Consider the following 25,892-nt stretch of genomic DNA (forward strand, 5'->3'; position numbering starts at 1 on the left):
ACGGCTTATTGAGCAGTCAGGCTCACATCCCGCAACGACTTGCCTTTCACCGGTGCATCACCGGCCACGTAGTAATCGGCCGTGCTGCGCGGCAATGGCTTGCGACCACGGATCTTGTCGGCGATTTTCTCGGCGATCATGATCGTTGGCGCGTTCAGGTTGCCGGTGGTGATGATCGGCATGATCGAGGCATCGACCACGCGCAGACCTTGCATGCCATGTACACGACCTTCGCCATCGACCACGGCCATGTCGTCGGTGCCCATCTTGCACGAGCACGACGGGTGGAATGCAGTTTCGGCGTGTTCGCGGATGAACTTGTCGAGCTGCTCATCGGTTTGCACGTCGATGCCCGGGCTGATTTCGCGACCACGGAAGGCGTCCAGTGCCGGCTGTTGCATGATTTCGCGGGTCAGGCGGATGCCGTCGCGGAATTCCTGCCAGTCTTGCTCGGTGGCCATGTAGTTGAACAGGATGCTCGGGTACTCGCGCGGATCCTTGGACTTGGCCTGGATGCGACCACGGCTCGGCGAACGCATGGAGCCCATGTGCGCCTGGAAGCCGTGCTCTTTCACGCCGTTGCTGCCGTTGTAGTTAATCGCGACCGGCAGGAAGTGGTACTGGATGTTCGGCCAATCGAATTCCGGACGGGTTCGGATGAAACCACCGGCTTCGAACTGGTTGCTGGCGCCGATGCCGGTGCCGTTGAACAGCCACTCGGCACCGATGGCCGGCTGGTTGTACCAGAGCAGCGACGGGTACAGCGAGACGGGTTGGGTGCAGGCGTATTGCAGGTACAACTCGAGGTGATCCTGCAGGTTTTCGCCGACGCCTGGCAGGTCGTGGACCACCGGAATGTCGAGCTTGTTCAGCAATTCGGCCGGGCCGACGCCGGAGCGTTGCAGAATCTGCGGCGATGCGATGGCGCCGGAGCACAGCAGCACTTCTTTGCGCGCACGCACTTCAACGCGCTCTTCTGCTGCACCGATCAGGTAACGCACGCCGACCGCACGCTTGCCTTCGAACAGAATCTTGTCGGTCAGGGCGTGGGTGACGATGGTCAGGGTCGAGCGCTTCTTGGCCGTGTCCAGGTAACCGCGCGCGGTGCTGGCGCGACGGCCGTTCGGCGTCACGGTGCGGTCCATCGGGCCGAAGCCTTCTTGCTGGTAACCGTTCAAGTCTTCGGTGCGCGGGTAACCGGCTTGCACGCCGGCTTCAACCATGGCGTGGAACAGCGGGTTGTTGCCGGCTTTCGGCGTGGTCACGCTAACCGGGCCGTCGCCACCGTGGTAGTCGTTCGGGCCGATGTCACGGGTTTCGGCTTTGCGGAAATAGGGCAGGCAGTTCAGGTAATCCCAGCCTTCCAGACCTGGCAGTTTGGCCCAGTTGTCGTAGTCCATCGCGTTGCCACGGATGTAGCACATGCCGTTGATCAGCGAAGAGCCGCCGAGGCCCTTGCCGCGACCGCATTCCATCCGGCGACCGTCCATGTGTGGCTCTGGATCGGTTTCGTAGGCCCAGTTGTAGCGACGGCCTTGCAGCGGGAACGCCAATGCGGCGGGCATTTGTGTGCGGAAATCGAGACGATAATCCGGTCCGCCCGCTTCGAGCAGCAGGACGGTGACGCCTTCGTCTTCAGTCAGACGGGTCGCCAGGGTGTTACCGGCCGAGCCGGCACCGATGATGATGTAATCGAATTCTTGGGACATTGAAATGCACCCTCTTTGAAGTTGGTCAGGTCTGGCGAGTGCTGCGCACTCGATCGCGGGCAAGCCCGCTCCCACAGGGATCGGGGTTGCCACAGATTTGGTGGGCAACACCAAACCTGTGGGAGCTGGCTTGCCAGCGAAGGCGGACCCGCTGGCAATACAAGACCCGGGTCTTAGAACACCGAGGCGTAATCGCCCAGTTCGACCTGTACCGATTTGATGCGCGTGAAGTTGTTCAGCGAGCTGATGCCGTTCTCACGACCAACACCCGACTGCTTGTAGCCGCCGACCGGCATCTTCGCGTCGGACTCGCCCCAGGCGTTGATCCAGCAGATACCGGCTTCCAGTTGATGAATCACGCGGTGAGCGCGGTTCAGGTCCTTGGTGACGACGCCTGCGGCCAGGCCGAAGTCGGTGTCGTTGGCACGACGGATCACTTCTTCTTCGGTTTCGTAAGTCAGGATCGCCATGACCGGGCCGAAGATTTCTTCGCGAACGATGGTCATCTCGTCGGTGCAGTCGGTGAACACCGTCGGTGCTACGAACGCGCCTTTGGCGAATTCGCCGTCGGTCAGACGACCGCCGCCGCACAGCACGCGAGCGCCTTCTTCCTTACCTTTGGCGATGTAGCCCAACACGCTTTCCATGTGGGCGAAGCTGACCAGTGGGCCGAAGTTGGTGTTTTCGTCTTCCGGGTTGCCGATGCGGATGCGCGCAACGCGCTCAGCGATCTTGGCTTCGAAAGCGGCTTTCAAATGAGTCGGGATGAACACGCGAGTGCCGTTGGTGCAGACCTGGCCGGAGCTGTAGAAGTTGGCCATCATCGCGGTGTCGGCGGCGCGATCGAGGTCGGCGTCGTCGAAAATGATCAGCGGCGATTTGCCGCCCAGTTCCATGGTCACGTCTTTGAGCGACGATGCGGAAGCGCTGGCCATGACCTTCTTGCCGGTGTCAGTGCCGCCGGTGAAGGAGATTTTTTCGATGCGCGGGTGCTCGGTCAACCAGGTGCCGACTTCACGGCCACTGCCGGTCAACACGTTGAACACGCCGGCTGGCAGGCCGGCCTCGGTGTAGATCTCGGCCAGTTTCAGCGTGGTCAGGGATGTGACTTCGCTTGGCTTGAAGATCATCGCGTTACCGGCCGCGAGGGCTGGTGCGGATTTCCACAGGGCGATCTGGATCGGGTAGTTCCACGCGCCGATACCGGCCACTACGCCCAGCGGCTCGCGACGGGTGTAGACGAACGACGTGGTGCGCAGCGGGATCTGCTCGCCTTCGATGGCGGGCACCAGGCCTGCGTAGTATTCCAGCACGTCAGCGCCGGTAACGATGTCGACATATTTGGTTTCGGAGAACGATTTACCGGTGTCCAGGGTTTCCAGGGCGGCCAGTTCATCGTTGCGCTCGCGCAGGATGTCCACGGCACGGCGCAGGATGCGCGAACGCTCCATGGCGGTCATGGCGGCCCAGATTTTCTGGCCCTTTTCAGCGCTGACGACGGCGCGCTCGACGTCTTCCTTGGTCGCACGTTGTACTTTTGCGAGGACTTCACCGTTAGCCGGGTTGATGGCTTCGAAAGTGGCGTCGCTGCTGGCGTCGGAGTAACCGCCATCGATGTAGAGTTTTTGCAGTTCGAAACGGGCCATAGTGTCCTCGCAAGTGCATAAGTGGTTGGCGTAGGCCACTGGGGTGATGCCATTAGGTTGTGGCAACACCGATCAGCAGCAGTTCAGGGGTTGAGCGTTTATGTGTGCTCTAACTCACCTGCTTGGCCAATTGGAAATCCATGTATTCGTAAGCGATCTGTTGCGCCTGCTCGGTGTCGAAAGCGTCTCCCGACAGCGCGCCGCGCAACCACAAGCCATCAATGAGGGCTGCCAGGCCACGGGCGGCACTGCGCGCTTTATCAAGCGGCAACACACGGCGGAACTGGCAGCACAGGTTGGAATACAGACGGTGATCGTTGATCCGCTGCAACCTGTGCAATGACGGCTGGTGCATGCTGGTGGCCCAGAAGGCCAACCAGGTTTTCATTGCCGGGCCATTGACCTGGCTGGCGTCGAAGTTGCCTTCGATAATCACCTGCAGATGGGCCCGTGGGCTGTCATCTGCCAGCGCCTGGCGGCGCGCGGTGACGTTCTCGCTGAGGACGCTCATCAGATACCGCATCGTGGCGGCGATCAGGCCATTCTTGTCCTGAAAATAGTGACTGATGATGCCATTCGAGACACCGGCCAAACGGGCGATCAGCGCAATGCTGGCGTCCCCCATTCCGACCTGATCGACAGCCTGCAATGTGGCTTCGATCAATTGCTGGCGGCGGATGGGTTGCATACCGACCTTGGGCATCTTGCACATCTCCTTAGGCCTTCCGGCGGACGTAAAACGTCTATCGGATTGAAGGCCAGTCTATTTTGTTTTGATTGAACGTTCAATCAACAAAGAATAAGATCTGCGACAATTCGTCGCTGCCTACAGGTTTTTCCTACGTGTAGTTGGCGGAAAAACGACATCTGAAAACGCTCGAAACCCCCGCGCACTGGCGCTCCGGGGCTTCGGGCTTTTTTCGGGCTGTCTTTATATCACCCGCCGGTCGGCTGCCAACTAACCGATTGGTCGGGTAACGCGTTGCCTTGTGTTCCTCTCCCGCACTGCCCGGAGCCTCTGTGCCATGAGTTCTGCCTCTCTAATAAAGACCCCACCCGAGAAGGTGACGGTCAACGGTTGGGTGTTCTACACCTCTACCGCGCTGATTTTGCTGTTGACCGCCATTCTGATCATCGCCCCGCAAGAGGCTGGCAGATTGCTCGGTATCGCCCAGGCCTGGCTGTCCCGCAGCTTCGGCTGGTACTACATGGTGGTGATCGCCGCCTATCTGGTGTTCGTGGTCGGCCTGGCGTTCTCGTCATACGGCAAGCTCAAACTGGGCAGCAAGGACGACACCCCGGATTTCAGTTACGGCGCCTGGGCGGGGATGCTGTTCTCGTCGGGTATCGGCATCTCGCTGCTGTACTTCGGTGCGTCCGAGCCGCTGGACCACTACTTCAACCCGCCGGAAGGCGTGGCCGCGAGCAACATGGCGGCGCGTCAGGCTGTTCAACTGACCTTCCTGCATTGGGGCCTGCATGGCTGGGCGATCTACGCACTGGTCGGTTTGGCCGTGGCGTACTTTGCGTACCGTCATAACCAGCCGCTGGCGTTGCGTTCGGCGCTGTATCCGCTGGTGGGCGAGCGTTGGGTCAAAGGCGCGGCCGGTCACGCGGTGGACGGCTTCGGCATGTTCGTGACCCTGCTGGGCCTGGTGACGAACCTGGGGATCGGTTCGCTGCAAGTGTCTTCCGGGTTGGAAAACCTGTTCGGCATGGAGCACAGCAACACCAACCTGCTGATCGTGATCATCGTGATGAGCACCGTGGCGACCATCGCGGCCGTGTCCGGCGTGGAGAACGGCATTCGCCGCCTGTCCAACCTGAACATTGTGTTGTTCAGCGGCCTGCTGATTTTCGTGTTGCTGTTTGGCCCGACCTTGCACCTGCTTAACGGCTTCGTGCAGAACGTGGGTGACTACCTCAACGGAGTGGTACTGAAGACCTTCGACCTTTACGTGTACGAAGGCGACAGTGAGAAGTCCGACCGCTGGTTGGGCCTGTGGACCCTGTTCTACTGGGCCTGGTGGATTTCCTGGGCGCCATTTGTCGGCATGTTCATCGCGCGTATTTCCCGTGGTCGCACGGTGCGTGAGCTGGTAGCCGGTGTGCTGCTGATCCCGCTGGGTTTCACCCTGGCATGGCTGTCGATCTTCGGTAACTCGGCCCTGGACCTGGTGATGAACCATGGGGCGGTGGAGCTCGGGAAGACGGCGCTGGAACAGCCGTCCATGGCGATCTACCAGTTGCTGGAGCATTACCCGGCGTCGAAAGTGGTGATCGGCGTGTCGATCTTTGTCGGTTTCGTGCTGTTCCTGACCCCGGCGGATTCCGGCGCGGTGATGATGGCCAACCTGTCCTGCAAGGGCGGCAACGTTGATGAAGATGCGCCGCATTGGTTGCGGATCTTCTGGTCGGCGGTGATTACCCTGGTGACCATCGGCCTGCTGTTCGCCGGTAACTTCGAAGCCATGCAAACCATGGTGGTGCTGGCCGGTCTGCCGTTCTCGGTGGTGCTGGTGTTCTTCATGTTCGGTTTGCACAAGCAGATGCGCCAGGATGTGCAGGTCGAACAGGAGCAAGCGGAGTTGGCCGCACGCGGTCGTCGCGGTTTCAGCGAGCGCTTGACCCAACTGGACCTGCAACCGAACCAGTCGATCGTTCAGCGCTTCATGGACAAGCAAGTCAGCCCGGCGCTGGAAGATGCGACCGTGCAATTGCGCGCCCAAGGTCTGGACGTGCAAACGTTGCTCGGTAAGTCCAAGCGTTGCATGGGCGTGCGGATCGAGATGGAAGAGGGCAACCCTTTTGTCTACGAAGTGAGCCTGGATGGCTATCTGGCGGCGGCGAGCGACACGGTGTCGGCCGAAAGCGCTGACGAACCGCGTGCACGCTACTACCGCGCCGAGGTGTACCTGCACAACGGCAGCCAGGACTACGACTTGATGGGCTTCACTCAGGATCAGATCACCCGTGACGTGCTCGATCAGTTTGAAAGCCATCGGCAGCTCCTTGGCCGTGTCTATAGCTGAGAGTTGAACAGGCGTGGTGTTTCAGCCTGAGGCACCGCGTCGCCTTCATTCGCGAGCAAGCCCGCTCTCACATTGGAATGCATACTCCTGTGGGAGCGGGCTTGCTCGCGAAGGGGCCATCAGCCGCAACGCTGCATGACCCGATATCCCCATAAACAAAAACGCCGCGATCCTCTCGCGGCGTTTTTGTGTCTGCTGCCTTACCCCAGGTTCTTGCCGAGCAGCGCGTGATACAGCTCGCTGTCACCGAGAATCCCGACCACATGATTGTTGTCGTGCAGCACCAGTTTGTTGCCGGTCTGATAACGAATCAGCAACGCATCGCGCATGCCGATGTTCGAGTCCACCAGCGTCGGCCGTCGCCCCAGGCCTTCAACTGCCTGGCCCGGTACCCAGTTCTGCAGATCCAGGCTCGCACCGTTCTGGCGTGCGCCTTTGATGGTGTTGCCTTCCGCCAGGTCCAGCCACGAATCGCCGCCCGGATCGAGGCATACCGAACCGTTGATGCGCTTGCAGTTGTCCAGGGTGCGCATCAGGCTGCGACCGCACAAAACGTTCAGCGGGTTGGTGTGGGCGACAAAGGTCCGCACATAGTCGTCCGCCGGGTTGAGGACGATTTCTTCCGGCTTGCTGTACTGGACGATCCGACCGTCTTTCATGATCGCGATACGGCTGCCCAGCTTCAGGGCTTCATCGAGGTCGTGGCTCACGAAGACGATGGTTTTGTTCAGCTTGCTTTGCAGCTCCAGCAGTTCGTCCTGCAGGCCTTGGCGGATCAGCGGGTCGAGGGCCGAGAACGGTTCGTCCATCAGCAGGATGTCGGCGTCCATTGCCAGTGCGCGGGCCAGGCCCACACGTTGCTGCATACCGCCGGAGAGCTCGTCGGGCTTCTTGTTGCGCCACTGGGTCAGGCCCACCAGCTCAAGTTTTTCATCAACCAGTTTTTTCCGTTCTTTCTCAGGCCGACCCTGCATTTCCAGACCGAAACTGATGTTCTCGCGCACCGTCAGCCACGGCATCAGGGCGAATTTCTGGAACACCATCGCGATGCGCTTGGTGCGCATCATTTTCAGTTCTGCCGGGGTGCAGGACGCGATGTCGATCTGCTTGCCTTCGTGTTCGACGAACAACTTGCCGCGGCTCACGGTGTTGAGGCCGTTGATACATCGCAGCAGACTGGATTTGCCGGAGCCGGACAGGCCCATCAGCACGCAGATTTCGCCTTTTTCGATGTCCAGGCTGGCCTTTTCGACGCCGACAATCTGCCCGGTCTTTTTCAGGATCTGGTCGCGGGTCATGCCCTGGTCGAGGAGCTTGAGCGCCTCGCGCGGGTCTTTGGAGAAGATTACGTCGACGTCTTCGAAGCGAATAATGCTCATGCGTCACCCCCTACTTTAGCGTCGGGTTGTTTGCAGATACGGTCGAGCATGATCGCCAGCAATACGATCGCCAGGCCGGCTTCGAAGCCCAGGGCGATATCAGCAGTGTTCAGTGCGTTGACCACGGGTTTGCCCAGGCCATCGGCGCCCACCAGTGCCGCGATCACCACCATCGACAACGACAGCATGATGCACTGGGTGATACCGGCCGCGATGCTTGGCATAGCGTGGGGCAGTTCAATCCGTGAGAGCAGTTGACGGCGCGAGCAGCCGAAGGCTTTGCCGGCGTCCATCAGTTCCTGAGGAACATCGCGAATGCCCAGGTAAGTCAGGCGGATAGGCGCGGCAATCGCGAACACCACCGTGGAGATCAGACCCGGGACCACACCCAGACCGAAGAGGGTCAAGGTAGGAATGAGGTAAACGAAGGTCGGTACGGTCTGCATCAGATCGAGCACCGGACGCATCAGGGTGTAGAACATCGGTTTGTGCGCGGCGACGATGCCTAGCGGCACGCCGATGACCACGCAGACCAGGGTGGCGAACAGCACCTGGGCGAGGGTTTCCATGGTTTCCTGCCAGTACCCCAGATTAAGGATCAGCAGGAAGGAGGCGATGACGAAGACCGTCAGTCCCCATTTGCGTTGAATGAAGTGTGCCAGTAGCGCGATGAGGCCGATCAATGCCAGCGGGTTGAACCAGGTCAGCGCGAAAGTCACGCCGTGGATCATCGTTTCCAGTGTCACCGCGATTGCGTCGAAGGTGCTGGCGCCGTGTTGCGTCAACCATTCAACGAAGCCCGCGATGTACTGGCCTAAAGGGATTTTCTGATCAATCAGCATGGTAGTGAACGTCCGCATGCAAGGAAATAAACAGCCCGGGCGAGCACGCTCGCCCGGCGTAAGCGATTACTGCGCTAACTTGGCTTTAACGGCCTCCAGGCCTGGTTTACCGTCAATGGTGGTCACGCCAGCGAGCCAGGTATCGAGCACCTGTGGATTCTTTTTCAGCCAGGCCTTGGCGGCCGCGTCAGGCTTCATTTTGTCGTCCAGGATGTTGCCCATCAGAGAGCTTTCCATGTCGACGGTGAATTCCAGGTTTTTCAGCAGTTGGCCGACGTTGCTGCATTCCTCGGTATAACCCTTGCGAGTGTTGGTCGCAACGGTGGCGGCACCAAAGTCCGGGCCGAAGAAGTCATCACCGCCAGTCAGGTACTGAATCTTGAAGCGTTTGTTCATCGGATGCGGTGCCCAGCCGAGGAAAACCACGGCGGTATCGCGTTTCTGGGCACGGTCGACTTGCGACAGCATGCCCGCTTCGCTGGACTCGACGACTTTGAAACCGGCGGTTTTGAGGCCGAAGGCGTCCTTGTCGATCATGCTCTGGATAAGACGGTTGCCGTCGTTGCCTGGCTCGATGCCGTAGATCTTGCCGTCGAGTTCTTTCTTGAATTTGGCGATGTCGGCGAAGTCATGTAGCCCTTTGTCGTACAGCGCTTGTGGCACCGCGAGGGTGTACTTGGCGCCGGTGAGGTTAGTGCGCACGGTTTCCACAGTGCCAGCATCGCGATAAGCCTTGATGTCGTTTTCCATGGTCGGCATCCAGTTACCCAGGAATACGTCCATGTTCTTGCCGTCGGCCAGAGACTTGTAGGTCACCGGCACGGAAATCATCGTGGTTTTGGTTTTGTAGCCGAGGGCGTTGAGCACAACGCTGGTGGTGGCGGTTGTGGCGGTAATGTCGGTCCAGCCGACATCGGAGAAGTTTACGGTACTGCACTGAGCGGGTTCTGCGGCTTGAGCCAGTAACGGCAGACTCAGCATGGCGGCCAACAACAACGACGGGGAACCTTTCATGGATGGACTCCTTGGTGTTTTTTTTGGCAGTGTTCCGACTGGACCACCGCACTTATAGGTTGCGGTTGGATGGCGTTTTGGAGACAGCTCTACCACGGCGCCTTGCAATCGAGTCGATACGATCATGTACCAGTGAAAATCTGACGCCTACAGGGTGCGTCGTAACCAGTACAGGGATGGTCGCATCCAGTGTCGGTGACGTCGTTTACAGATTTTTTCAGGCCCTTTTGCCGTTCTGAACCGCAAAAAAACGGCGAAAACGCTACGTAAAAGACCTGCGGCGTTAGTGGGCATGAGTGCGTCGGTGTGAGACGTCGAACCACACGATAAAAGCCTGATGATGCGGCCATCCCGACGGATTGCAGCTTGAGCGTAGCAGCTCCGTCACTGGGCGCTCTTGCGTCCGGAGTTGGCACATCCAGGAGTTCGGCAGTAATGGCTATCAGCGTTTTCGACCTGTTCAAAATCGGCATCGGCCCTTCCAGCTCGCACACCGTAGGGCCAATGCGGGCCGCGGCGCTGTTCGTGCAAGGATTGCGTGAGCAGGGCCTTTTGGAGCAAGTGCAGCGCGTCGAAGTTCAGCTTTATGGTTCGTTGTCGGCCACCGGCATCGGTCACGGTAGCGACAACGCGGTGATCATGGGGCTGATGGGCGAGTGGCCGGACGCGATCGATCCGTCGCAAATCGGCCTGCGCATCGAAACCCTGCGTGAAACCCACACCCTGCTGCTCGACGGTCGTTTGTCCGTGCCGTTCATCTGGGCCCGGGACATGCGCCTGATCGACGAGAACCTGCCGTTCCACCCCAACGCCATGACCCTGATCGCCGAAGGCGAGGACGGCGAGCTGCATCGCGACACCTACTATTCCATCGGCGGCGGCTTTGTTGTCGATGAAGCCCAGGCTTCCAGCGGTGTGGTGGACCTGGATCGCACCGAGTTACCGTACGATTTCTCCAGCGCCGTCGAACTGCTCAGCCTCTGCAAGCAGCACAACCTGCGCGTGGCCGAACTGATGATGGCCAATGAAAAGATCTGGCGCAGCGAAGAAGAAATCCGCGCCGGCCTGATGAAACTCTGGCGGGCCATGCAGGATTGCGTCGAACAAGGCCTCAAGCACGAAGGCATCTTGCCGGGTGGCCTGAACGTGCGCCGTCGTGCGGCCAAATTGCACCGCAGCCTGCAAGAGCTGAACAAGCCCAACGTGATCGGTTCGACCCTGAGTGCGATGGAATGGGTCAACTTGTTCGCCCTGGCGGTCAACGAAGAAAATGCCGCCGGCGGGCGCATGGTCACGGCACCGACCAATGGTGCGGCGGGGATCATTCCGGCGGTTTTGCACTACTTCATGAAGTTCAGCGAGGTGGTGACGGAGGCCAACGTAGTCGACTATTTTCTCAGTGCTGCGGCGGTGGGGATTCTGTGCAAGAAGAACGCCTCCATCTCCGGCGCGGAAGTCGGTTGCCAGGGCGAAGTCGGTTCGGCTTGCGCAATGGCGGCAGCGGGGTTGGCGGAGATTCTCGGCGCCACCCCGGAGCAGTTATGCAACGCGGCGGAAATCGGCCTTGAGCACAACCTCGGCCTGACTTGCGACCCGGTCGGCGGGCTGGTGCAGGTGCCGTGCATCGAGCGCAATGCGATTGCGGCGGTGAAAGCGATCAACGCGGCGCAGATGGCGTTGCGTGGCGATGGCCAGCACTTTATTTCGCTGGACCGGGTAATCCGCACCATGCGTGATACCGGGGCGGATATGCATGACAAATATAAAGAGACATCGCGCGGTGGGTTGGCGGTGAGTGCGGTGGAGTGTTGATTCAGTAAAACCGGGTCGCCTGCTTCGCGAGCAAGCCCGCTCCTACATTTGGACTGTATCGTTCACAAATCCACTGTGGGAGCGGGCTTGCTCGCGAAGGCGCCAGACCAGTCAAAACTGCGCACTAAGTGAACACAAAATCCCGGGCGCGCCACGTTTTGGCGCGTCGCTTACAGATAAGGCACTTGCAACAAGTCAGGGAGCCAGTCCGGCCCTGACCGCCCGTCTCCTGTGCCTGCGGTGACACTCTTTCCAGAGGCGCCGCAGGCCTGTTCCCACAAGTGCTACCGATCTGCTCACACGCAAAGCAGCAGAGCGCTTGCCCCCGTGAATGCTCCTTATAACCCACACGCGCGACGCGGCTTATATAGACGCGCCGCGACGTCGTTTTCAGGAGTTATTGAACGCGCATTCAATTTTAGGCATGGCAATTGCTCTGTCATTACAAAGCCCGTCTCCCACGCGAGAATGATGGCAATAACAAGAGCCTCCGCCTGAGGCCATCACCCGCTTTGTGTGAGGAGATACCGCGATGACGACGTCCAACTCCGGGGCTCAACCCCAGAACCGTGCGCCTCAATCCATCGGCTTTCTGCTGCTGGACAATTTCACGCTTATTTCTCTGGCTTCCGCAGTCGAACCCCTGCGCATGGCCAACCAATTGTCCGGTCGCGAGCTGTATCGCTGGACCACCCTCACCGTCGATGGCGGTCAGGTCTGGGCCAGTGACGGTCTGCAGATCACCCCCGACGCCTCCATGCACAAAGCACCCTCCATGGACACCATCATTGTCTGCGGCGGTATCGGCATCCAGCGCACCGTGACTCGCGAACATGTGTCGTGGCTGCAAAGCCAGGCGCGTCAATCCAAGCGCCTCGGTGCGGTCTGCACCGGCAGTTGGGCCCTGGCCTGCGCCGGCCTGCTGGACGGTTTCGATTGCAGCGTGCACTGGGAATGTCTGGCTTCGATGCAGGAAGCCTTCCCGCGAGTGGCCATGAGCACGCGCCTGTTCACCCTCGACCGTAACCGTTTCACCAGCTCAGGCGGCACCGCGCCGCTGGACATGATGCTGCACCTGATCAGCCGTGATCACGGCCGCGAACTGTCGGCGGCGATTTCGGAGATGTTCGTCTACGAGCGCATCCGCAACGAACAGGATCACCAGCGCGTGCCGCTCAAGCACATGCTCGGCACCAACCAGCCGAAGTTGCAGGAAATCGTCGCGCTGATGGAAGCCAACCTGGAAGAGCCGATCGACCTCGACGAACTGGCGGTGTACGTCGCCGTGTCCCGTCGCCAGCTCGAGCGCTTGTTCCAGAAGTACCTGCACTGCTCGCCGTCGCGTTACTACCTGAAGCTGCGCCTGATCCGCGCCCGACAATTGCTCAAGCAAACGCCGATGTCGATCATCGAAGTGGCGTCGGTGTGTGGCTTCGTGTCCACGCCGCACTTCTCCAAGTGCTACCGCGAATATTTCGGCATTCCACCGCGTGACGAGCGCGTAGGGTCCAACACCACGCAACAAGTGGCGATGATGCCGCTGCCGCAAGCATTGGTGCTGTCGCCGTTGTCCGGGCCGTTGTCGGCGCTGAGTCAGGCGCGCAATGAGTCGACGTTCGCCAGCGTCCGTCTCTGATCAGAGCTGGCGCCTGAAAAATACGACGCGCTCGGTTTCCTCGAAACCGAGCGCCTTGTGCGTCTCTTGGCTCACCAGGTTATCGACGTCGGTGTCCGAGGCCATTTCCCCGCAACCTTGTTCCCGTCCCCATTGCGCCACTTGTTCGATCAGTCGTGCGGCCACTCCCTGGCGGCGTTGCTGCGGCACCACGTAGATGCCTTCCAGGAACACCACCGGCGAGCTGTCGGTGCCATTGACATAGTCTTGGCGCAGTGAGGCTTCGGCCAGGCCGACGGGTTGTTCCCCTGCGTCGTAGGCGACGAAATTGATATAGCGTTGCGGCTGACGCAGCTGTTCGGCGATTTCGTCGCGATGCTCCTGTTCCGAAGCATCGGGCCAGAGTGCCTGGCGCAAAGGTAGCCAGCCCACTTGTTCGCTGGACTGGCAGGGGTGGATACGGAGCATCGGTGATCGCTCGTGGTGGTCAGGAAGGCCACCACTCTAGCAAACCAGCGATGCGTCAGGCGCGGTGGCTTTGTTGGTACTCAGCCAATGCCGGCAGCAACTGCTTGTCGATGGCCTGGCGCACGGCCGGCAGGATCGTCGCGCTGCTGGTGTACATCTGCTTGACCATGGTGCGCAGCACTGTTGCCCGTTCGTTATTCAAACCGCGCACCGCGCACTCGCAAGCCTGCTCGGCGGTGGCGCCGCTCGGGACTTGAAAGCCCAACGATTTCAGTTGGCCCAACAGGTCTTCCTGGTCAATCAAATCGGCGTACATCATGACGCAATCCTTCTTCAGGGAACGGTGTCGTGGTTCGATTCTGGTAGGGGCCGTTGGCGTCGGCAAGGACGATTTGTCGCAATGGCCGCAATACCTATGAACAGGTCGTTTTCGGCTAACTTGCCATCGAGGGGAGGGGGCACACTGGATTCAGCTGGCTTCACGAAGGTTTGGTCACCCTCGCGCAACGGCTCCTCAACAGTACCCACCTCTGCCCCGATCCTGTCACGGCTTGATCGGGGTTTTTTTTGCCTGTGAGTGCGGGAATTGGGTGTTGCCTGTGCGACCGCCATCGCTGGCAAGCCAGCTCCCACAGGACTGGGGTGGGGGCGCAGATTTGGCGAACGACGCCAAACCTGTGGGAGCGTGGCTTGCCCGCGATGAACGATGATGCGGTCTAGCGTTGGAGCACGAGGATCTGCGACAACAACTCATCCCGATCGACATAGCACCCCTGGAAATGCCGGGCGCCGCTGGCGGGATCGAACGCATTGCGCGCATGGAGCGTGCGGCGGTTATCAAAACACCACATCTCCCCCGGATTGAGCCGCGTCATCACCCGGAATCGCGCTTCGCGAGTCATCGCAATAAAACGCCGATAAGCGCGATACAGCCTGGGCATCTGCTCCACCGACGCATCGAACGGCCCACGCAGGAAGTTCGCCATGCGGATCTCCGACACCTGCCCGACCGCATCCAGAGCGATGATCGGCGCGAGGCAGCGATAGTCGCTGTGACGGTCCTTGTTGCGAAACTCCACGGGGATTTCACACAGGGCTTTGAACGACTCGGGATCTTCCTCGCGCAGCGCGTGGGCAATCGCGAAACCGTCGACAAAAATACTCTCGCCGCCGTCCGCGTCATTGACCAGGCAATGCAGAAATTGCAGCCCCGGTTGCAATTCACGGGTTGGCAGGTCGCTGTGCAATGGCAGGTTGAACGCGGTGTAGGCGTTGCTGTCGGCATCGGCCTTGGATTGCACGTTGAACAGCACGCCAAAATTGCTCTCGCGGATGAAGGAAATCCGCTGGGCGATCAGTTTCAGCGAACCGGGTTCGGTGGGTACGCCACGCACGTGTGTCAGGCCGATATCGCGCACGGCCAGCAGCCACTGCAGCAAGGCGTGGTTGTCGTTCATCAATGCCTGATAGTCGAACACCGGCAGCGGCAAGTCGCTTTTCCACAGCCGGGATTTTGGCTTGCCGGCCCGGCGTTCGGCGCGGGACGCGTCGTCATAAGCGTGGGCCCGCAACCAGCCCGGATCGAAGCGACTCCGGTGACCGTCCTGCCAATCGACACACAGGCAGCCTTCAGCATCGACACCCACATTTGCCGCCGCCAGGTTCTCTGCAACATCGACGATTTCCAGCACCTGCTCACGGGTCACTGTGTAGACGCATTGCGGGCACGGGCAGTTGTCCCGCAGCCATTGATGATGAAAAGGGCTGACTCGGGTATCCGCCCATGTCACAAGAACGCGATCCGCCAGGGCCTGCACGCCACTCAGCGCGCTGATCAACGGATAAGTACGGAAGTCGGCAAAAGCGGCGGCGGTGTTCATGGCGATCTCCTTGTTATTTTTTTAGGGGTAGCGCGATCACTCGACCTATGTAGTCCGGGGTGGGCAGGTCGGTTTGTTGCGCAACGATGGTTTGCAGCTTGCCAAGCGTTTCTTCGCTGAACGGCGCGGAGCGGGGACCGGCAAGGTCGACGTGCAGCAGCATTTGTTCGTTGCCCGCCAGCTCTTTGTCGTCACCGGCCAGATGCAGGCTGTGATAGAGGTGCAGGCGTTTGTTGTCGTGAGCGATGATCTGGGTGTGCACTTCAACGTCGGCGTCGAGCTTCACTTCATGCAGGTAATTGAGGTGCAGCTCGAGGGTGAACAGCGAATGGCCGCTGGCTTCGCGGTTGTTGCTGTCCATGCCTAACCGATCCATCAGCGCATCGGTGGCGTAGCTGAAAATCAGCAGGTAAAACGCGTCGCGCAGGTGGCCGTTGTAGTCGACCCAATCGGGGATGATTGTGGTTTGGTAGGTGGTCAGTGCAGGCATGTCATCAAGTCCTGAAATAACGAGAACCTGTAGGAGCCAGCTTGCTGGCGATGAACGATAACGCGGTCACTCTGAAACACCGCGTCTATCCGATCGCCAGCAAGCTGGCTCCTACAGAAAGCGCTGGGGTTTAGTCGGCGAACGCCATCCCATGCTTCTCTTTGGTGGTCTTCACCGCCTCCAGCACCGCCAGCAGGCAATCATCACGATAGCGCTCCAGTGCTGAAATGCTGTGTTTGCCCAACTGATCGCTGGTGCCGTCCACCACATCATCAATCAGCTTGTCGGTCAGCTCCGGGGCCGGCAGATAGGTCCACGGCAACTGCAACGCCGGACCGAACTGTGCCATGAAGTGGCGCATGCCCGCGTCGCCGCCCGCCAGGGTATAGGTCAAGAACGTGCCCATGAACGACCAGCGCAAACCGGCGCCAAAGCGAATCGCATCGTCGATTTCACCGGTCGTCGCCACACCGTCGTTGACCAGGTGCAGCGCCTCACGCCACAGCGCTTCGAGCAAACGGTCGGCGATGAAACCGGGTACTTCCTTGCGCACGTGCAGTGGGCGCATGCCGAGGGATTCGTAGACTTTCATCGCCGCTTGAACGGCTTGCGGCGCAGTGTTCTTGCCACCGACCACTTCCACCAGGGGCAGCAGGTACACCGGGTTGAACGGGTGACCGACGACGCAGCGCTCCGGGTGGGTCGAACTCTCGTAGAACTCGCTCGGCAACAGGCCGGACGTGCTGGAACCGATCAGTGCATTGGGCTTGGCCGCTGCGCTGATTTTGCTGTGCAGTTCCAGTTTCAGATCCAGACGTTCGGGAGCGCTTTCCTGAATGAAATCGGCATCGCGAACACACTCTTCGATGGTCGCGACAAAGCGCAGCCGATCCTGCGAGGCGCCGGCTGCCAGGCCTTGCTTCTCCAGTGCGCCCCAGGCATTGGCGACGCGTTTGCGCAGGGCGGCTTCAGCGCCAGGCGCCGGGTCCCAGGCCACCACATCGAGGCCGTGTGCGAGGGCGCGAGACACCCAGCCGCTGCCGATGACACCGCTGCCCAGGGCAGCGAAGGTTTTGATTTCGGTGATGAAGGTCATGGCGACGTCCTGAAAGAATTCGGTGATCTAATGTGGGAGCGGGCTTGCTCGCGAAGAGGCCGGTACATCCGGCAGACCTCTTGCGTCAGAACCACCGCTTTCGCGAGCAAGCCCGCTCCCACAGGTGAGGTGTAGGTTCGGATTAACCGCGCTTGGTCAGGCCCATTTTTGCCCGGCCTTCCGCCGGCGTCAGAACACGGGCGCCGAGGCGGCTGAGGATTTCCGAGGCGCGTTCGACCAGTTGGCCGTTGGTCGCCAGCACGCCCTTGTCCAGCCAGATGTTGTCTTCCAGACCGACCCGCACGTTGCCGCCGAGCAGCACCGCTTGCGCCGCCATCGGCATCTGCATGCGACCGATGCCGAAACCGGCCCACACGGCGTTGGCGGGCAGGTTGTCGACCAGGGCTTTCATGGTGGTGGTATCGGCCGGCGCGCCCCACGGGATGCCCAGGCACAGCTGGAACAGCGGGTCATCGAGCAGGCCTTCCTTGATCATCTGTTTGGCGAACCACAGGTGACCGGTGTCGAAAATTTCCAGCTCGGCTTTCACGCCCAGCTCTTGAATGCGTTTGGCGCCCGCCCGCAGCTGCGCCGGGGTGGAGACGTAAATGGTGTCGCCGTCGCCGAAGTTCAGGGTGCCGCAATCGAGGGTGCAGATTTCCGGCAGCAGGTCTTCAACGTGGGCCAGACGGGTCAGCGGGCCGACCAGGTCGGTGTTGGGGCCGAACTCCATCGGGTTCTCGCCCGCGCCGATTTCCAGGTCGCCGCCCATGCCGGCAGTGAGGTTGACGATGATGTCGACATCGGCTTCGCGGATGCGCTCCATGACTTCGCGGTACAACGCCACGTCACGGCTGAACTTGCCGGTTTCGGGGTTGCGCACGTGGCAGTGGACCACGGTGGCGCCGGCCTTGGCGGCTTCCACGGCGGCAGCGGCGATTTGTTTCGGGGTGACCGGCACGTGTGGGCTTTTGCTGGTCGTGTCGCCAGCACCGGTGAGTGCGCAGGTGATGATGACGTCGTGGTTCATGAGGCGGGTTCCTTGCAGGCGTGATGATTCCGTTCACAGCCCCGTAGGGCTGCGAGTCGGTGGTTCAAACGGGGTTTATTTGCTGGTGATTTTCAAGTTGTCAGCCGCCGGTTTGCCATCGAAGGTGGTCACACCTTCCAGCCAGCGCTGCTTGTCTTGCGGGTGATCTTTGAGCCATTGCTTGGCCGATTCGAAGGCGTCCTTGTGATCCAGCAACGGCTGCATCATCCGGCTCTCGTCCTCGGCGGTGTAGGTCAGGTTGCTCAGCAGACGGCCGATGTTCGGGCATTGCTCGGCGTAGTTCGGCGCGGTGACGGTCCAGACCGTGGCCATGCCTTCGTTCGGGCCGAGCGCGTCGTCGCTGCCGGTCAGGTAAGTCATCTTCACGTTGACGTTCATCGGGTGCGGCGCCCAGCCGAAGAACACGATGGCTTCGTTGCGTTTGGTCGCCCGGGTCACCGCCGACAGCATCCCGGCTTCGCTGGACTCGACCAACTGGAATTTGCCGAGACCGAACTGGTTCTTGGCGATCATCTCTTTAATCTGAGTATTGGCGCCCGAGCCCGGCTCGATGCCGTAGATCTTGCCGCCCAGCTCTTTCTCGAATTTGGCGATATCGGCGAAGGTTTTCAGGCCCTTGTCGGCGAGGTACGTCGGCACGGCAAGGGTGGCGCGGGCATCTTTCAGGCTCGGCGCTTCAAGCACTTTGACCTGTTTGCCATCGACGAATGGCGTTATGGTCTGGGTCATCAACGGGTTCCAGTAGCCCAGGAACAGGTCCAGGCGCTGGTCGCGAATCCCGGCGAAAATGATTTGCTGGGAGGCGCTGGTTTGTTTGGTGTTGTAGCCGAGGCCGTCGAGCAGGACCTGGGTCATGGCGCTGGTGGCGATCACGTCGGTCCAGTTCACCACGCCCATGCGTACGTTCTGGCACGATGCAGGTTCGGCGGCCATGACACTGGCGCTCAGGAAAGCGGTACCGCTGAGTGCAAGAACACAGCTGCTGATCAGTCGTTTCATCTCAGGTTTCCTCGGCAGTTCGTTATTGTGGGTCCGGTCGTCTTTGTGCGCCGGTGATGCCAAGTTACGCAGCTAAGGCCCGCTGAAAGCGCACAGCGGCGACCAGCTCTTGCACTGCAGCGACCTGTCCTCTTGAATGCCGCTCGCAAGTGGCGTATCAACATCACACGCTCCCCTCCCTCTCGTTACCCGCGAATCGAGTGCGCTCCATGTCCCAGGATTTCTACTTCATGTTGATGCCGGGTTTCTCGGCCATCGGTTTCATCTCGGCCATTGAGCCGTTGCGGGTTGCGAATCGTTTTCGCGGCGAGCTGTATCGCTGGCATGTGCTGAGTGCGGACGGCGGCGCTGTGCTGGCCAGCAACGGTATGTCGGTCAACGCCGATGCGGCGCTGGAACCGCTGAAAAAAGGTGCGACGCTGTTGGTGGTCGCCGGTTTCGAACCGCTGAAATTCGCTACCCCGGCGCTGGAACATTGGCTGCGTCGACTGGACAACGAAGGCGTCACTCTCGGCGCCATCGACACCGGCAGCTTCGTCCTCGCCGAGGCTGGCCTGCTCGACGGCCATCGCCTGACCCTGCACTGGGAAGCCATCGACGCCTTCAAGGAATCGTATCCGCAGCTCAGCGTCACCCAGGAGCTGTTCGAGATAGACCGTCGGCGCATCACCTCCGCCGGCGGCACGGCCTCCATTGACCTGATGCTCGACCTCATTGCCCAGGCCCACGGCCCGGAACTGGCGATCCAGGTCAGTGAACAATTCGTGCTCGGCCGCATCCGCCCGCGCAAAGATCACCAGCGCATGGAAGTCGCCACGCGGTATGGCCTCAGCAACAAGAAACTCGTTCACGTGATCGGTGAGATGGAACAGCACAGCGAACCGCCGCTGAGCACATTGGAGTTGGCGGAGTCGATCAAGGTGACGCGCAGGCAGTTGGAGCGGTTGTTTCGGTTGCACCTGAACGACACGCCGAGCAATTTCTACCTGCGGCTAAGGCTGGAGAAAGCGCGGCAGTTGTTGCGACAGACGGACATGAGTGTGCTGGAGGTGAGCATCGCGTGCGGGTTTGAATCGCCGTCGTATTTCACCCGCAGTTATCGGGCACGTTTTGAGCGGTGTCCACGGGAAGATCGCCGACGTCTGGGAGACGGGCGGGAGCTGGTTTGAGCGCAAATTTCGGCAACACCCAAAAAACCTGTGGGAGCGGGCTTGCCCGCGATGAGGTCGGCACATTCAGTATTGATGCTGGCTGATACACCGCCATCGCGGGCAAGCCCGCTCCCACAGTTGATGGGTGTCGTTAGAGAATTGGGTTATTTCTTCACCAGCGCCGAACACGCCGCCTTGTAAGCCTCATGCTGATACTTGTTCAGCGTCGCCGGCAGCTCAAAATCAAACTTCTTGTTCTGCGCATTGATCGTCTGCGGCGACAACAGCGTCACCTCGCAGCTCTCCAGCAACTGAAAAACACCCTCGATCTTGAACGTGGTTGGCCCACCGGCGAACTCGCCCTTCTTGCTGCGCTTCTTGATCGCGATCCGGTCGATGGAATTCTCACGTACAAACGACGCCACTTGAGCGGCAAAGACCTTGACGTTGGCGGCCTCGTCGTCATCGTCGAGGGCGATTTTTTTGGTACTGAGCGCGACGTGGCTCAGCACCTGATCGTCGAGAGAGGCCACGGCGATGATTGCTTCGCTGCCTTTGATTTCGATGCCGCAGATTTTCATTTCGATCCCTTTCACAAATGGTTGTGTGCAGCCTACAGCTCAAGTTGGTTGGCCGTGATGCCAAACGCTGCGGCAATTTTCTCGCGGGTGGCTTTGCGCGGCTTCGCAACCGTCTCTTGCTGGGCAAACGCCGGCTGGGAAATACCCATGCGTTTGGCCACTTCATCCTGGGTAAGGTTCAGGTGTTCGCGCCAGGCGCGAATCGGTGTTGCGCCATCGACGATGCGGCTGACGACTTCGTGGGGAATCAGATCGGGCTCAATCTTCTTCGCCACATATTGCGCGTAGGGAATGACCACGAAAGCAGGGTTGCCTTCCGCGTCGTTGATGATTTGAACGTCAGTAGGTGCGTTCATCGCGTTTTTTGACCTCTTGAATACTGACCACTTTGATTGCGCCATCCCAGTCGAACATGACTCGATAATTACCCACTCGAAGTCGATAGGCGTAGTCATGACCGACCAGTGCTTTGACATTGCCTATGTCAGGCATGTCAATCAGCACCGCGACGGCATCACGGACCTGGATCTGGTGAGCGGAATGCAATTTCAGAAGCTGCTTAACGGCCTTTCGAGTCCAGTGAATACTGTTCATGGGAGAATATAAGTCTTTTATAAGATTTTCCAATCGTTACTTATATTTCTCTCTCGGCCAATTAACGAAGCATGTCGGGATATTGCCCGGCTGTCAGGGGTCGCTACGAGGTATTGAGAGCGCTGTAGCCTTGGTCGGTGAGGTTTGTAGGAAACAGCATTTCTTGAGGACCGAAAGCCGGCGACGTTGCCAGCTTCTGACGGAAACTCGGGCTCACTCCTGCCCAATCGACTCCAAAAACTCCGACCGCTCATCACTCATCCGCGCCACGCAATCATTCTGCGCAATGGTGAAGGCCTTGCTGCCACTGGTCGCCGGAAACGCTTCAACTGCGCAATCGGCATCCCGGGTCTTCAGCCATTGCTGTTGGGCGGCCTTGATTTTGGCGCTGATGTCGGTCAGTTGCGTCGGGCTCTTGCCGTAGAGCGTTTGCATGCGCTCGGCCAGGCTCTGGTAATTGTCTTTGAGCAGGTCTTCGGCGGTGGTTCGGCTGTAGACCGAGCATTCCAGGGTCTGGACGTCGTTTTCGACCGCATCGCAGGGGTTGGTGTCGGACTCTTCAGCCGCCTGTACGCCGGTCGCTATCAGTGCCAAAGCCAGGAAGATCGATTTCATTGGGTCGCCCTAAATCCAGTAAGCATCCAGTAATGCGCCGAATTCTGGCCCAAGCGGCCGGCATTGAACAGTCAGGTGATAAGGCCCGATAACGACCCTTTGTCGCAGATTGACGCTTTCGGCAAACCCCCTGTCGTTTTTGCACCCGGCTGCACCGGTCCTCAGGCATATGCTGGCCCCAAAGCGCCGGCACACGATTCGGCGCATGAATCGCTAATAGGGGACAGCCTGATGAGCCCAGCCGAATTGCACGCCGACAGCATCGTTATCGACGGGCTGATTATCGCCAAGTGGAACCGCGAGCTGTTTGAAGACATGCGCAAGGGCGGTCTGACTGCGGCCAACTGCACCGTGTCGGTGTGGGAGGGCTTTCAGGCCACCGTCAACAACATCGCTGCCAGCCAGAAGCTGATCCGCGAGAACAGCGACCTGGTGATTCCGGTGCGCAACACCGCCGATATTCGCAAGGCCAAGGAGCAGGGCAAGACCGGCATCCTCTTTGGCTTCCAGAATGCCCACGCCTTTGAAGACCAGATCGGCTACGTCGAGGTGTTCAAGCAGCTCGGCGTCGGTATCGTGCAGATGTGCTACAACACCCAGAACCTGGTCGGCACCGGTTGCTACGAGCGCGATGGCGGTCTCTCTGGCTTCGGTCGTGAAATCGTCGCCGAGATGAACCGCGTCGGCGTCATGTGCGACCTGTCCCACGTCGGTTCGAAAACCTCTGAAGAAGTCATCCTCGAATCGAAGAAACCGGTCTGCTACTCCCATTGCCTGCCGTCGGGTCTGAAAATTCACCCGCGCAACAAATCCGATGAAGAACTGAAATTCATCGCCGATCACGGCGGTTTCGTCGGCGTGACCATGTTCGCCCCGTTCCTCGCCAAAGGTATCGATTCGACTATCGACGACTACGCCGAAGCGATCGAATACACCATGAACATCGTTGGCGAAGACGCCATCGGCATCGGCACCGACTTCACCCAGGGCCATGGCCAGGACTTCTTCGAATACCTGACCCATGACAAGGGCTACGCCCGCCGTCTGACCAGCTTCGGCAAGATCATCAACCCGCTGGGCATCCGCACCGTCGGCGAGTTCCCGAACCTGACCGAAACCCTGCTCAAGCGCGGCCATTCCGAGCGCGTAGTGCGCAAGATCATGGGCGAGAACTGGGTCAACGTCTTGAAGGATGTCTGGGGCGAATAAGCCGTCGCATCTGAAGAATCCTTTCCCCCGGCCGTCCGCGTCGGGGGCAACACCAAAATTTTTCTGGAGTTAAGTTTCCATGGCCAAGATCGCCCCGCAATTGCCAATCGAAGTCGACAGCGAAACCGGTGTCTGGACCTCCGACGCCCTGCCGATGCTGTACGTGCCGCGTCATTTCTTCGTCAACAACCACATGGGCATCGAAGAAGTCCTGGGTGCTGAAGCCTACGCCGAGATCCTCTACAAGGCCGGCTACAAGTCCGCCTGGCACTGGTGTGAAAAAGAAGCCGAATGCCACGGCCTGGAAGGCGTCGCGGTGTTCGAGCACTACATGAAACGCCTGTCGCAACGCGGCTGGGGCCTGTTCAAGATCCAGGACATCGACCTCGACAAAGGCACCGCCAGCGTCAAGCTCGAACACTCGGCGTTCGTCTACGTCTACGGCAAGGTCGGGCGCAAGGTCGACTACATGTTCACTGGCTGGTTTGCCGGTGCCATGGACCAGATTCTGCAAGCCCGTGGCAGCAACATTCGCACGGTTGCCGAGCAAGTCTACGGTGGCTCCGAAGAAGGCCACGACGACGGTTTGTTCACCGTCAAGCCGTTGTAAGTCGAGGAACCCGCCATGGCTTTCGAAGCAATGTTCCAGCCGATCCAGATCGGCAAACTGACCGTCCGCAACCGCGTGCTCAGCACCGCGCACGCCGAGGTCTACGCGACCGACGGCGGCATGACCACCGACCGGTACGTCAAGTATTACGAAGAGAAGGCCAAGGGCGGGATCGGCCTGGCGATTTGCGGCGGTTCTTCCAGTGTGGCCATCGACAGCCCGCAAGGCTGGTGGAAGTCGGTCAACCTGGCCGACGACCGGATCATTCCGCACTTCCAGAACCTGGCCGATGCCATGCACAAGCATGGCGCCAAGATCATGATCCAGATTACCCACATGGGCCGACGCTCGCGTTGGGACGGCGAGCATTGGCCGACCCTGCTGTCGCCGTCGGGCATCCGTGAACCGGTGCACCGCGCGACCTGCAAAACCATCGAGCCGGAAGAAATCTGGCGGGTGATCGGCAACTACGCCAGCGCAGCCGCGCGGGCCAAGGCCGGTGGCCTGGATGGCGTCGAACTGTCCGCCGTGCACCAGCACATGATCGACCAGTTCTGGAGCCCTCGCGTCAACAAACGGACCGACGAATGGGGCGGCAGCTTCGAGAACCGCATGCGTTTCGGTCTGGAAGTACTGAAGGCTGTGCGGGCTGAAGTCGGCCCGGATTTCTGTGTCGGCATCCGTTTGTGCGGTGATGAATTCCACCCGGACGGCTTGTCCCACGAAGACATGAAGCAGATCGCCAAGTACTACGACGACACCGGCATGATCGACTTCATCGGCGTGGTGGGTTCGGGTTGCGACACCCACAACACCCTGGCCAACGTTATCCCGAACATGAGTTATCCACCGGAGCCGTTCCTGCACTTGGCCGCCGGGATCAAGGAAGTGGTGAAGGCCCCGGTCCTGCACGCGCAGAACATCAAGGACCCGAACCAGGCAACGCGGATTCTGGAAGGCGGCTACGTGGACATGGTCGGCATGACCCGCGCCCACATCGCCGACCCGCACCTGATCGCCAAGATCAAGATGGGCCAGATCGACCAGATCAAACAATGCGTCGGCGCCAACTACTGCATCGACCGTCAGTACCAGGGCCTGGACGTGCTGTGCATCCAGAACGCCGCGACCTCCCGTGAATACATGGGCGTGCCGCACATAATCGAGAAATCGACCGGTGTGAAACGCAAAGTCGTGGTGGTCGGTGCCGGTCCTGCCGGAATGGAAGCGGCGCGTGTGTCCGCCGAACGTGGCCACGACGTGACCCTGTTCGAGAAGAAAGAATTCATCGGCGGGCAGATCACCACCGCTTCGAAAGCCCCGCAACGGGACCAGATCGCCGGTATCACCCGTTGGTTCCAGTTGGAGCTGGCGCGTCTGAAAGTCGACCTGCGCCTGGGCGTGGCCGCCGATGCGGCGACCATTCTCGACCTGCGTCCGGACGTGGTAGTGCTCGCCGTCGGCGGCCATCCATTCCTGGAGCAGAACGAACACTGGGGCGCGGCTGAAGGCCTGGTGGTCAGCAGCTGGGACATCCTCGACGGCAAAGTGGCGCCGGGCAAGAACGTGCTGGTCTACGACACCATTTGCGAGTTCACCGGGATGTCGACCGCCGACTTCCTCGCCGACAAGGGCAGCCAGGTCGAGATCGTCACTGACGACATCAAGCCGGGCGTGGCGATTGGCGGTACCTCGTTCCCGACGTACTACCGCAGCATGTACCCGAAAGAAGTGATCATGACCGGCGACATGATGCTGGAGAAGGTCTACCGCGAAGGCGACAAGTTGGTGGCGGTGCTGGAAAACGAATACACCGGCGCCAAAGAGGAGCGGGTGGTGGACCAGGTCGTCGTCGAAAACGGCGTGCGTCCGGACGAAGAAATCTACTACGCCATGAAGGAAGGCTCGCGCAACAAAGGCCAGATGGACATCGAAGCTTTGTTCGCGATCAAGCCGCAACCTTCGCTGAGTCAGGCGGGCGACGGCTACTTGCTGTTCCGCATCGGCGACTGCGTGGCCCAGCGCAACACCCACGCGGCGATCTATGACGCGCTGCGGTTGTGCAAGGATTTCTAAGAGCTTGTGGATAACCCTGTGGG

24 protein-coding genes are annotated in these 25,892 nt (G+C 60.0%); 7 read left to right on the forward strand and 17 right to left on the reverse strand.

Annotation, left to right across the window (positions count from 1 at the left end; translation table 11 throughout):
• Positions 1-5: 5 nt before the first annotated feature.
• The 3 genes from betA to betI all read right to left on the reverse strand — a co-directional run bounded on the left by betA (position 6) and on the right by betI (position 4,058).
• A complete protein-coding gene (gene betA / locus ACI77H_RS02790) occupies positions 6-1,709 on the reverse strand; it encodes a choline dehydrogenase (RefSeq protein ID WP_407010236.1) in 1,704 nt (567 codons plus the stop codon).
• 173 nt (positions 1,710-1,882) lie between these two features.
• On the reverse strand, positions 1,883-3,355 hold the full coding sequence (gene betB / locus ACI77H_RS02795) for a betaine-aldehyde dehydrogenase (protein ID WP_407010238.1): 1,473 nt from the start codon (positions 3,353-3,355) through the stop codon (positions 1,883-1,885).
• 109 nt (positions 3,356-3,464) lie between these two features.
• Positions 3,465-4,058: a transcriptional regulator BetI gene (gene betI, locus ACI77H_RS02800; RefSeq protein WP_407010240.1), complete on the reverse strand. Its 594-nt coding sequence runs from the start codon at positions 4,056-4,058 to the stop codon at positions 3,465-3,467.
• 379 nt (positions 4,059-4,437) lie between these two features.
• On the opposite strand from betI, the gene ACI77H_RS02805 reads away from it, so the two are divergent.
• A complete protein-coding gene (locus tag ACI77H_RS02805; protein WP_407010350.1) occupies positions 4,438-6,387 on the forward strand; it encodes a BCCT family transporter in 1,950 nt (649 codons plus the stop codon).
• A 200-nt stretch (positions 6,388-6,587) separates the two neighbouring features.
• Here the strand turns inward: ACI77H_RS02805 and choV are convergent, their stop codons facing one another.
• From choV to ACI77H_RS02820, 3 genes are all read right to left on the reverse strand, one after another.
• Positions 6,588-7,766 (reverse strand): choline ABC transporter ATP-binding protein, encoded by a 1,179-nt coding sequence (gene choV / locus ACI77H_RS02810; protein ID WP_407010242.1) that lies wholly within the window; start codon positions 7,764-7,766, stop codon positions 6,588-6,590.
• The gene (choW, locus tag ACI77H_RS02815) at positions 7,763-8,608 is read right to left on the reverse strand and encodes a choline ABC transporter permease subunit (RefSeq protein WP_407010243.1); all 846 of its coding nucleotides are present in this window, start codon (positions 8,606-8,608) and stop codon (positions 7,763-7,765) included. Before choW ends, choV begins: the two co-directional genes overlap by 4 nt.
• Positions 8,609-8,674: 66 nt before the next feature.
• On the reverse strand, positions 8,675-9,622 hold the full coding sequence (locus tag ACI77H_RS02820; protein WP_407010244.1) for a choline ABC transporter substrate-binding protein: 948 nt from the start codon (positions 9,620-9,622) through the stop codon (positions 8,675-8,677).
• 435 nt (positions 9,623-10,057) lie between these two features.
• On the opposite strand from ACI77H_RS02820, the gene ACI77H_RS02825 reads away from it, so the two are divergent.
• Positions 10,058-11,434 (forward strand): L-serine ammonia-lyase, encoded by a 1,377-nt coding sequence (locus tag ACI77H_RS02825; RefSeq protein ID WP_407010246.1) that lies wholly within the window; start codon positions 10,058-10,060, stop codon positions 11,432-11,434.
• A 532-nt stretch (positions 11,435-11,966) separates the two neighbouring features.
• Complete coding sequence (locus ACI77H_RS02830; RefSeq protein ID WP_407010247.1) at positions 11,967-13,070, forward strand: GlxA family transcriptional regulator; 1,104 nt, start codon at positions 11,967-11,969, stop codon at positions 13,068-13,070.
• On the opposite strand, the gene aac(6') is transcribed toward ACI77H_RS02830, so the two are convergent.
• From aac(6') to choX, 7 genes are all read right to left on the reverse strand, one after another.
• Positions 13,071-13,517, reverse strand: coding sequence for an aminoglycoside 6'-N-acetyltransferase (gene aac(6'), locus ACI77H_RS02835; protein ID WP_407010248.1), 447 nt, complete (start codon positions 13,515-13,517; stop codon positions 13,071-13,073).
• A 55-nt stretch (positions 13,518-13,572) separates the two neighbouring features.
• On the reverse strand, positions 13,573-13,836 hold the full coding sequence (locus ACI77H_RS02840; protein ID WP_407010249.1) for a hypothetical protein: 264 nt from the start codon (positions 13,834-13,836) through the stop codon (positions 13,573-13,575).
• A gap of 397 nt (positions 13,837-14,233) precedes the next feature.
• Positions 14,234-15,397: a gamma-butyrobetaine dioxygenase gene (locus tag ACI77H_RS02845; RefSeq protein WP_407010251.1), complete on the reverse strand. Its 1,164-nt coding sequence runs from the start codon at positions 15,395-15,397 to the stop codon at positions 14,234-14,236.
• Positions 15,398-15,410: 13 nt separating this feature from the next.
• Positions 15,411-15,887, reverse strand: a complete 477-nt coding sequence (locus tag ACI77H_RS02850) for a thioesterase family protein (RefSeq protein WP_407010253.1) — start codon at positions 15,885-15,887, stop codon at positions 15,411-15,413.
• Positions 15,888-16,017: 130 nt separating this feature from the next.
• On the reverse strand, positions 16,018-16,983 hold the full coding sequence (locus ACI77H_RS02855) for an L-carnitine dehydrogenase (protein WP_407010255.1): 966 nt from the start codon (positions 16,981-16,983) through the stop codon (positions 16,018-16,020).
• A gap of 142 nt (positions 16,984-17,125) precedes the next feature.
• Complete coding sequence (locus ACI77H_RS02860) at positions 17,126-18,013, reverse strand: 3-keto-5-aminohexanoate cleavage protein (RefSeq protein WP_407010256.1); 888 nt, start codon at positions 18,011-18,013, stop codon at positions 17,126-17,128.
• Positions 18,014-18,088: 75 nt separating this feature from the next.
• Complete coding sequence (gene choX / locus ACI77H_RS02865; RefSeq protein ID WP_407010258.1) at positions 18,089-19,033, reverse strand: choline ABC transporter substrate-binding protein; 945 nt, start codon at positions 19,031-19,033, stop codon at positions 18,089-18,091.
• 209 nt (positions 19,034-19,242) lie between these two features.
• Between choX and ACI77H_RS02870 the strand changes: the two genes are divergently transcribed.
• Positions 19,243-20,202 carry a GlxA family transcriptional regulator gene (locus ACI77H_RS02870; protein WP_407010260.1) on the forward strand — a complete coding sequence of 320 codons (960 nt, stop codon included), beginning with the start codon at positions 19,243-19,245 and terminating at the stop codon, positions 20,200-20,202.
• A gap of 146 nt (positions 20,203-20,348) precedes the next feature.
• Here ACI77H_RS02870 and ACI77H_RS02875 read toward each other — a convergent pair whose 3' ends face one another.
• The 4 genes from ACI77H_RS02875 to ACI77H_RS02890 all read right to left on the reverse strand — a co-directional run bounded on the left by ACI77H_RS02875 (position 20,349) and on the right by ACI77H_RS02890 (position 21,974).
• On the reverse strand, positions 20,349-20,765 hold the full coding sequence (locus ACI77H_RS02875) for a DUF3010 family protein (RefSeq protein ID WP_407010261.1): 417 nt from the start codon (positions 20,763-20,765) through the stop codon (positions 20,349-20,351).
• A 32-nt stretch (positions 20,766-20,797) separates the two neighbouring features.
• A complete protein-coding gene (locus tag ACI77H_RS02880; RefSeq protein WP_407010262.1) occupies positions 20,798-21,121 on the reverse strand; it encodes a helix-turn-helix domain-containing protein in 324 nt (107 codons plus the stop codon).
• Positions 21,105-21,359 carry a type II toxin-antitoxin system RelE family toxin gene (locus tag ACI77H_RS02885; RefSeq protein ID WP_407010264.1) on the reverse strand — a complete coding sequence of 85 codons (255 nt, stop codon included), beginning with the start codon at positions 21,357-21,359 and terminating at the stop codon, positions 21,105-21,107. Before ACI77H_RS02885 ends, ACI77H_RS02880 begins: the two co-directional genes overlap by 17 nt.
• Positions 21,360-21,572: 213 nt before the next feature.
• Positions 21,573-21,974 carry a lysozyme inhibitor LprI family protein gene (locus ACI77H_RS02890; RefSeq protein ID WP_407010265.1) on the reverse strand — a complete coding sequence of 134 codons (402 nt, stop codon included), beginning with the start codon at positions 21,972-21,974 and terminating at the stop codon, positions 21,573-21,575.
• A gap of 231 nt (positions 21,975-22,205) precedes the next feature.
• On the opposite strand from ACI77H_RS02890, the gene ACI77H_RS02895 reads away from it, so the two are divergent.
• The 3 genes from ACI77H_RS02895 to dgcA all read left to right on the forward strand — a co-directional run bounded on the left by ACI77H_RS02895 (position 22,206) and on the right by dgcA (position 25,869).
• Positions 22,206-23,183, forward strand: coding sequence for a dipeptidase (locus ACI77H_RS02895; protein ID WP_407010267.1), 978 nt, complete (start codon positions 22,206-22,208; stop codon positions 23,181-23,183).
• A 79-nt stretch (positions 23,184-23,262) separates the two neighbouring features.
• On the forward strand, positions 23,263-23,793 hold the full coding sequence (locus ACI77H_RS02900) for a DUF5943 domain-containing protein (RefSeq protein ID WP_010565965.1): 531 nt from the start codon (positions 23,263-23,265) through the stop codon (positions 23,791-23,793).
• A gap of 15 nt (positions 23,794-23,808) precedes the next feature.
• Positions 23,809-25,869: a dimethylglycine demethylation protein DgcA gene (gene dgcA, locus ACI77H_RS02905; protein WP_407010268.1), complete on the forward strand. Its 2,061-nt coding sequence runs from the start codon at positions 23,809-23,811 to the stop codon at positions 25,867-25,869.
• Positions 25,870-25,892 lie beyond the last annotated feature (23 nt).

The sequence above is a fragment of the Pseudomonas sp. O230 genome (genome assembly GCF_045447035.1).
Lineage (GTDB): Bacteria > Pseudomonadota > Gammaproteobacteria > Pseudomonadales > Pseudomonadaceae > Aquipseudomonas.

Coding starts and splice junctions, on each gene's coding strand:
- betA (WP_407010236.1), bottom strand. CDS start 1,709: ATGTCCCAAGAATTCGATTACATCATCATCGGTGCCGGCTCGGCCGGT.
- betB (WP_407010238.1), bottom strand. CDS start 3,355: ATGGCCCGTTTCGAACTGCAAAAACTCTACATCGATGGCGGTTACTCC.
- betI (WP_407010240.1), bottom strand. CDS start 4,058: ATGCCCAAGGTCGGTATGCAACCCATCCGCCGCCAGCAATTGATCGAA.
- choV (WP_407010242.1), bottom strand. CDS start 7,766: ATGAGCATTATTCGCTTCGAAGACGTCGACGTAATCTTCTCCAAAGAC.
- choW (WP_407010243.1), bottom strand. CDS start 8,608: ATGCTGATTGATCAGAAAATCCCTTTAGGCCAGTACATCGCGGGCTTC.
- ACI77H_RS02820 (WP_407010244.1), bottom strand. CDS start 9,622: ATGAAAGGTTCCCCGTCGTTGTTGTTGGCCGCCATGCTGAGTCTGCCG.
- ACI77H_RS02825 (WP_407010246.1), top strand. CDS start 10,058: ATGGCTATCAGCGTTTTCGACCTGTTCAAAATCGGCATCGGCCCTTCC.
- ACI77H_RS02830 (WP_407010247.1), top strand. CDS start 11,967: ATGACGACGTCCAACTCCGGGGCTCAACCCCAGAACCGTGCGCCTCAA.
- ACI77H_RS02840 (WP_407010249.1), bottom strand. CDS start 13,836: ATGATGTACGCCGATTTGATTGACCAGGAAGACCTGTTGGGCCAACTG.
- ACI77H_RS02845 (WP_407010251.1), bottom strand. CDS start 15,397: ATGAACACCGCCGCCGCTTTTGCCGACTTCCGTACTTATCCGTTGATC.
- ACI77H_RS02850 (WP_407010253.1), bottom strand. CDS start 15,887: ATGCCTGCACTGACCACCTACCAAACCACAATCATCCCCGATTGGGTC.
- ACI77H_RS02855 (WP_407010255.1), bottom strand. CDS start 16,983: ATGACCTTCATCACCGAAATCAAAACCTTCGCTGCCCTGGGCAGCGGT.
- ACI77H_RS02860 (WP_407010256.1), bottom strand. CDS start 18,013: ATGAACCACGACGTCATCATCACCTGCGCACTCACCGGTGCTGGCGAC.
- choX (WP_407010258.1), bottom strand. CDS start 19,033: ATGAAACGACTGATCAGCAGCTGTGTTCTTGCACTCAGCGGTACCGCT.
- ACI77H_RS02870 (WP_407010260.1), top strand. CDS start 19,243: ATGTCCCAGGATTTCTACTTCATGTTGATGCCGGGTTTCTCGGCCATC.
- ACI77H_RS02875 (WP_407010261.1), bottom strand. CDS start 20,765: ATGAAAATCTGCGGCATCGAAATCAAAGGCAGCGAAGCAATCATCGCC.
- ACI77H_RS02880 (WP_407010262.1), bottom strand. CDS start 21,121: ATGAACGCACCTACTGACGTTCAAATCATCAACGACGCGGAAGGCAAC.
- ACI77H_RS02885 (WP_407010264.1), bottom strand. CDS start 21,359: ATGAACAGTATTCACTGGACTCGAAAGGCCGTTAAGCAGCTTCTGAAA.
- ACI77H_RS02890 (WP_407010265.1), bottom strand. CDS start 21,974: ATGAAATCGATCTTCCTGGCTTTGGCACTGATAGCGACCGGCGTACAG.
- ACI77H_RS02895 (WP_407010267.1), top strand. CDS start 22,206: ATGAGCCCAGCCGAATTGCACGCCGACAGCATCGTTATCGACGGGCTG.
- ACI77H_RS02900 (WP_010565965.1), top strand. CDS start 23,263: ATGGCCAAGATCGCCCCGCAATTGCCAATCGAAGTCGACAGCGAAACC.
- dgcA (WP_407010268.1), top strand. CDS start 23,809: ATGGCTTTCGAAGCAATGTTCCAGCCGATCCAGATCGGCAAACTGACC.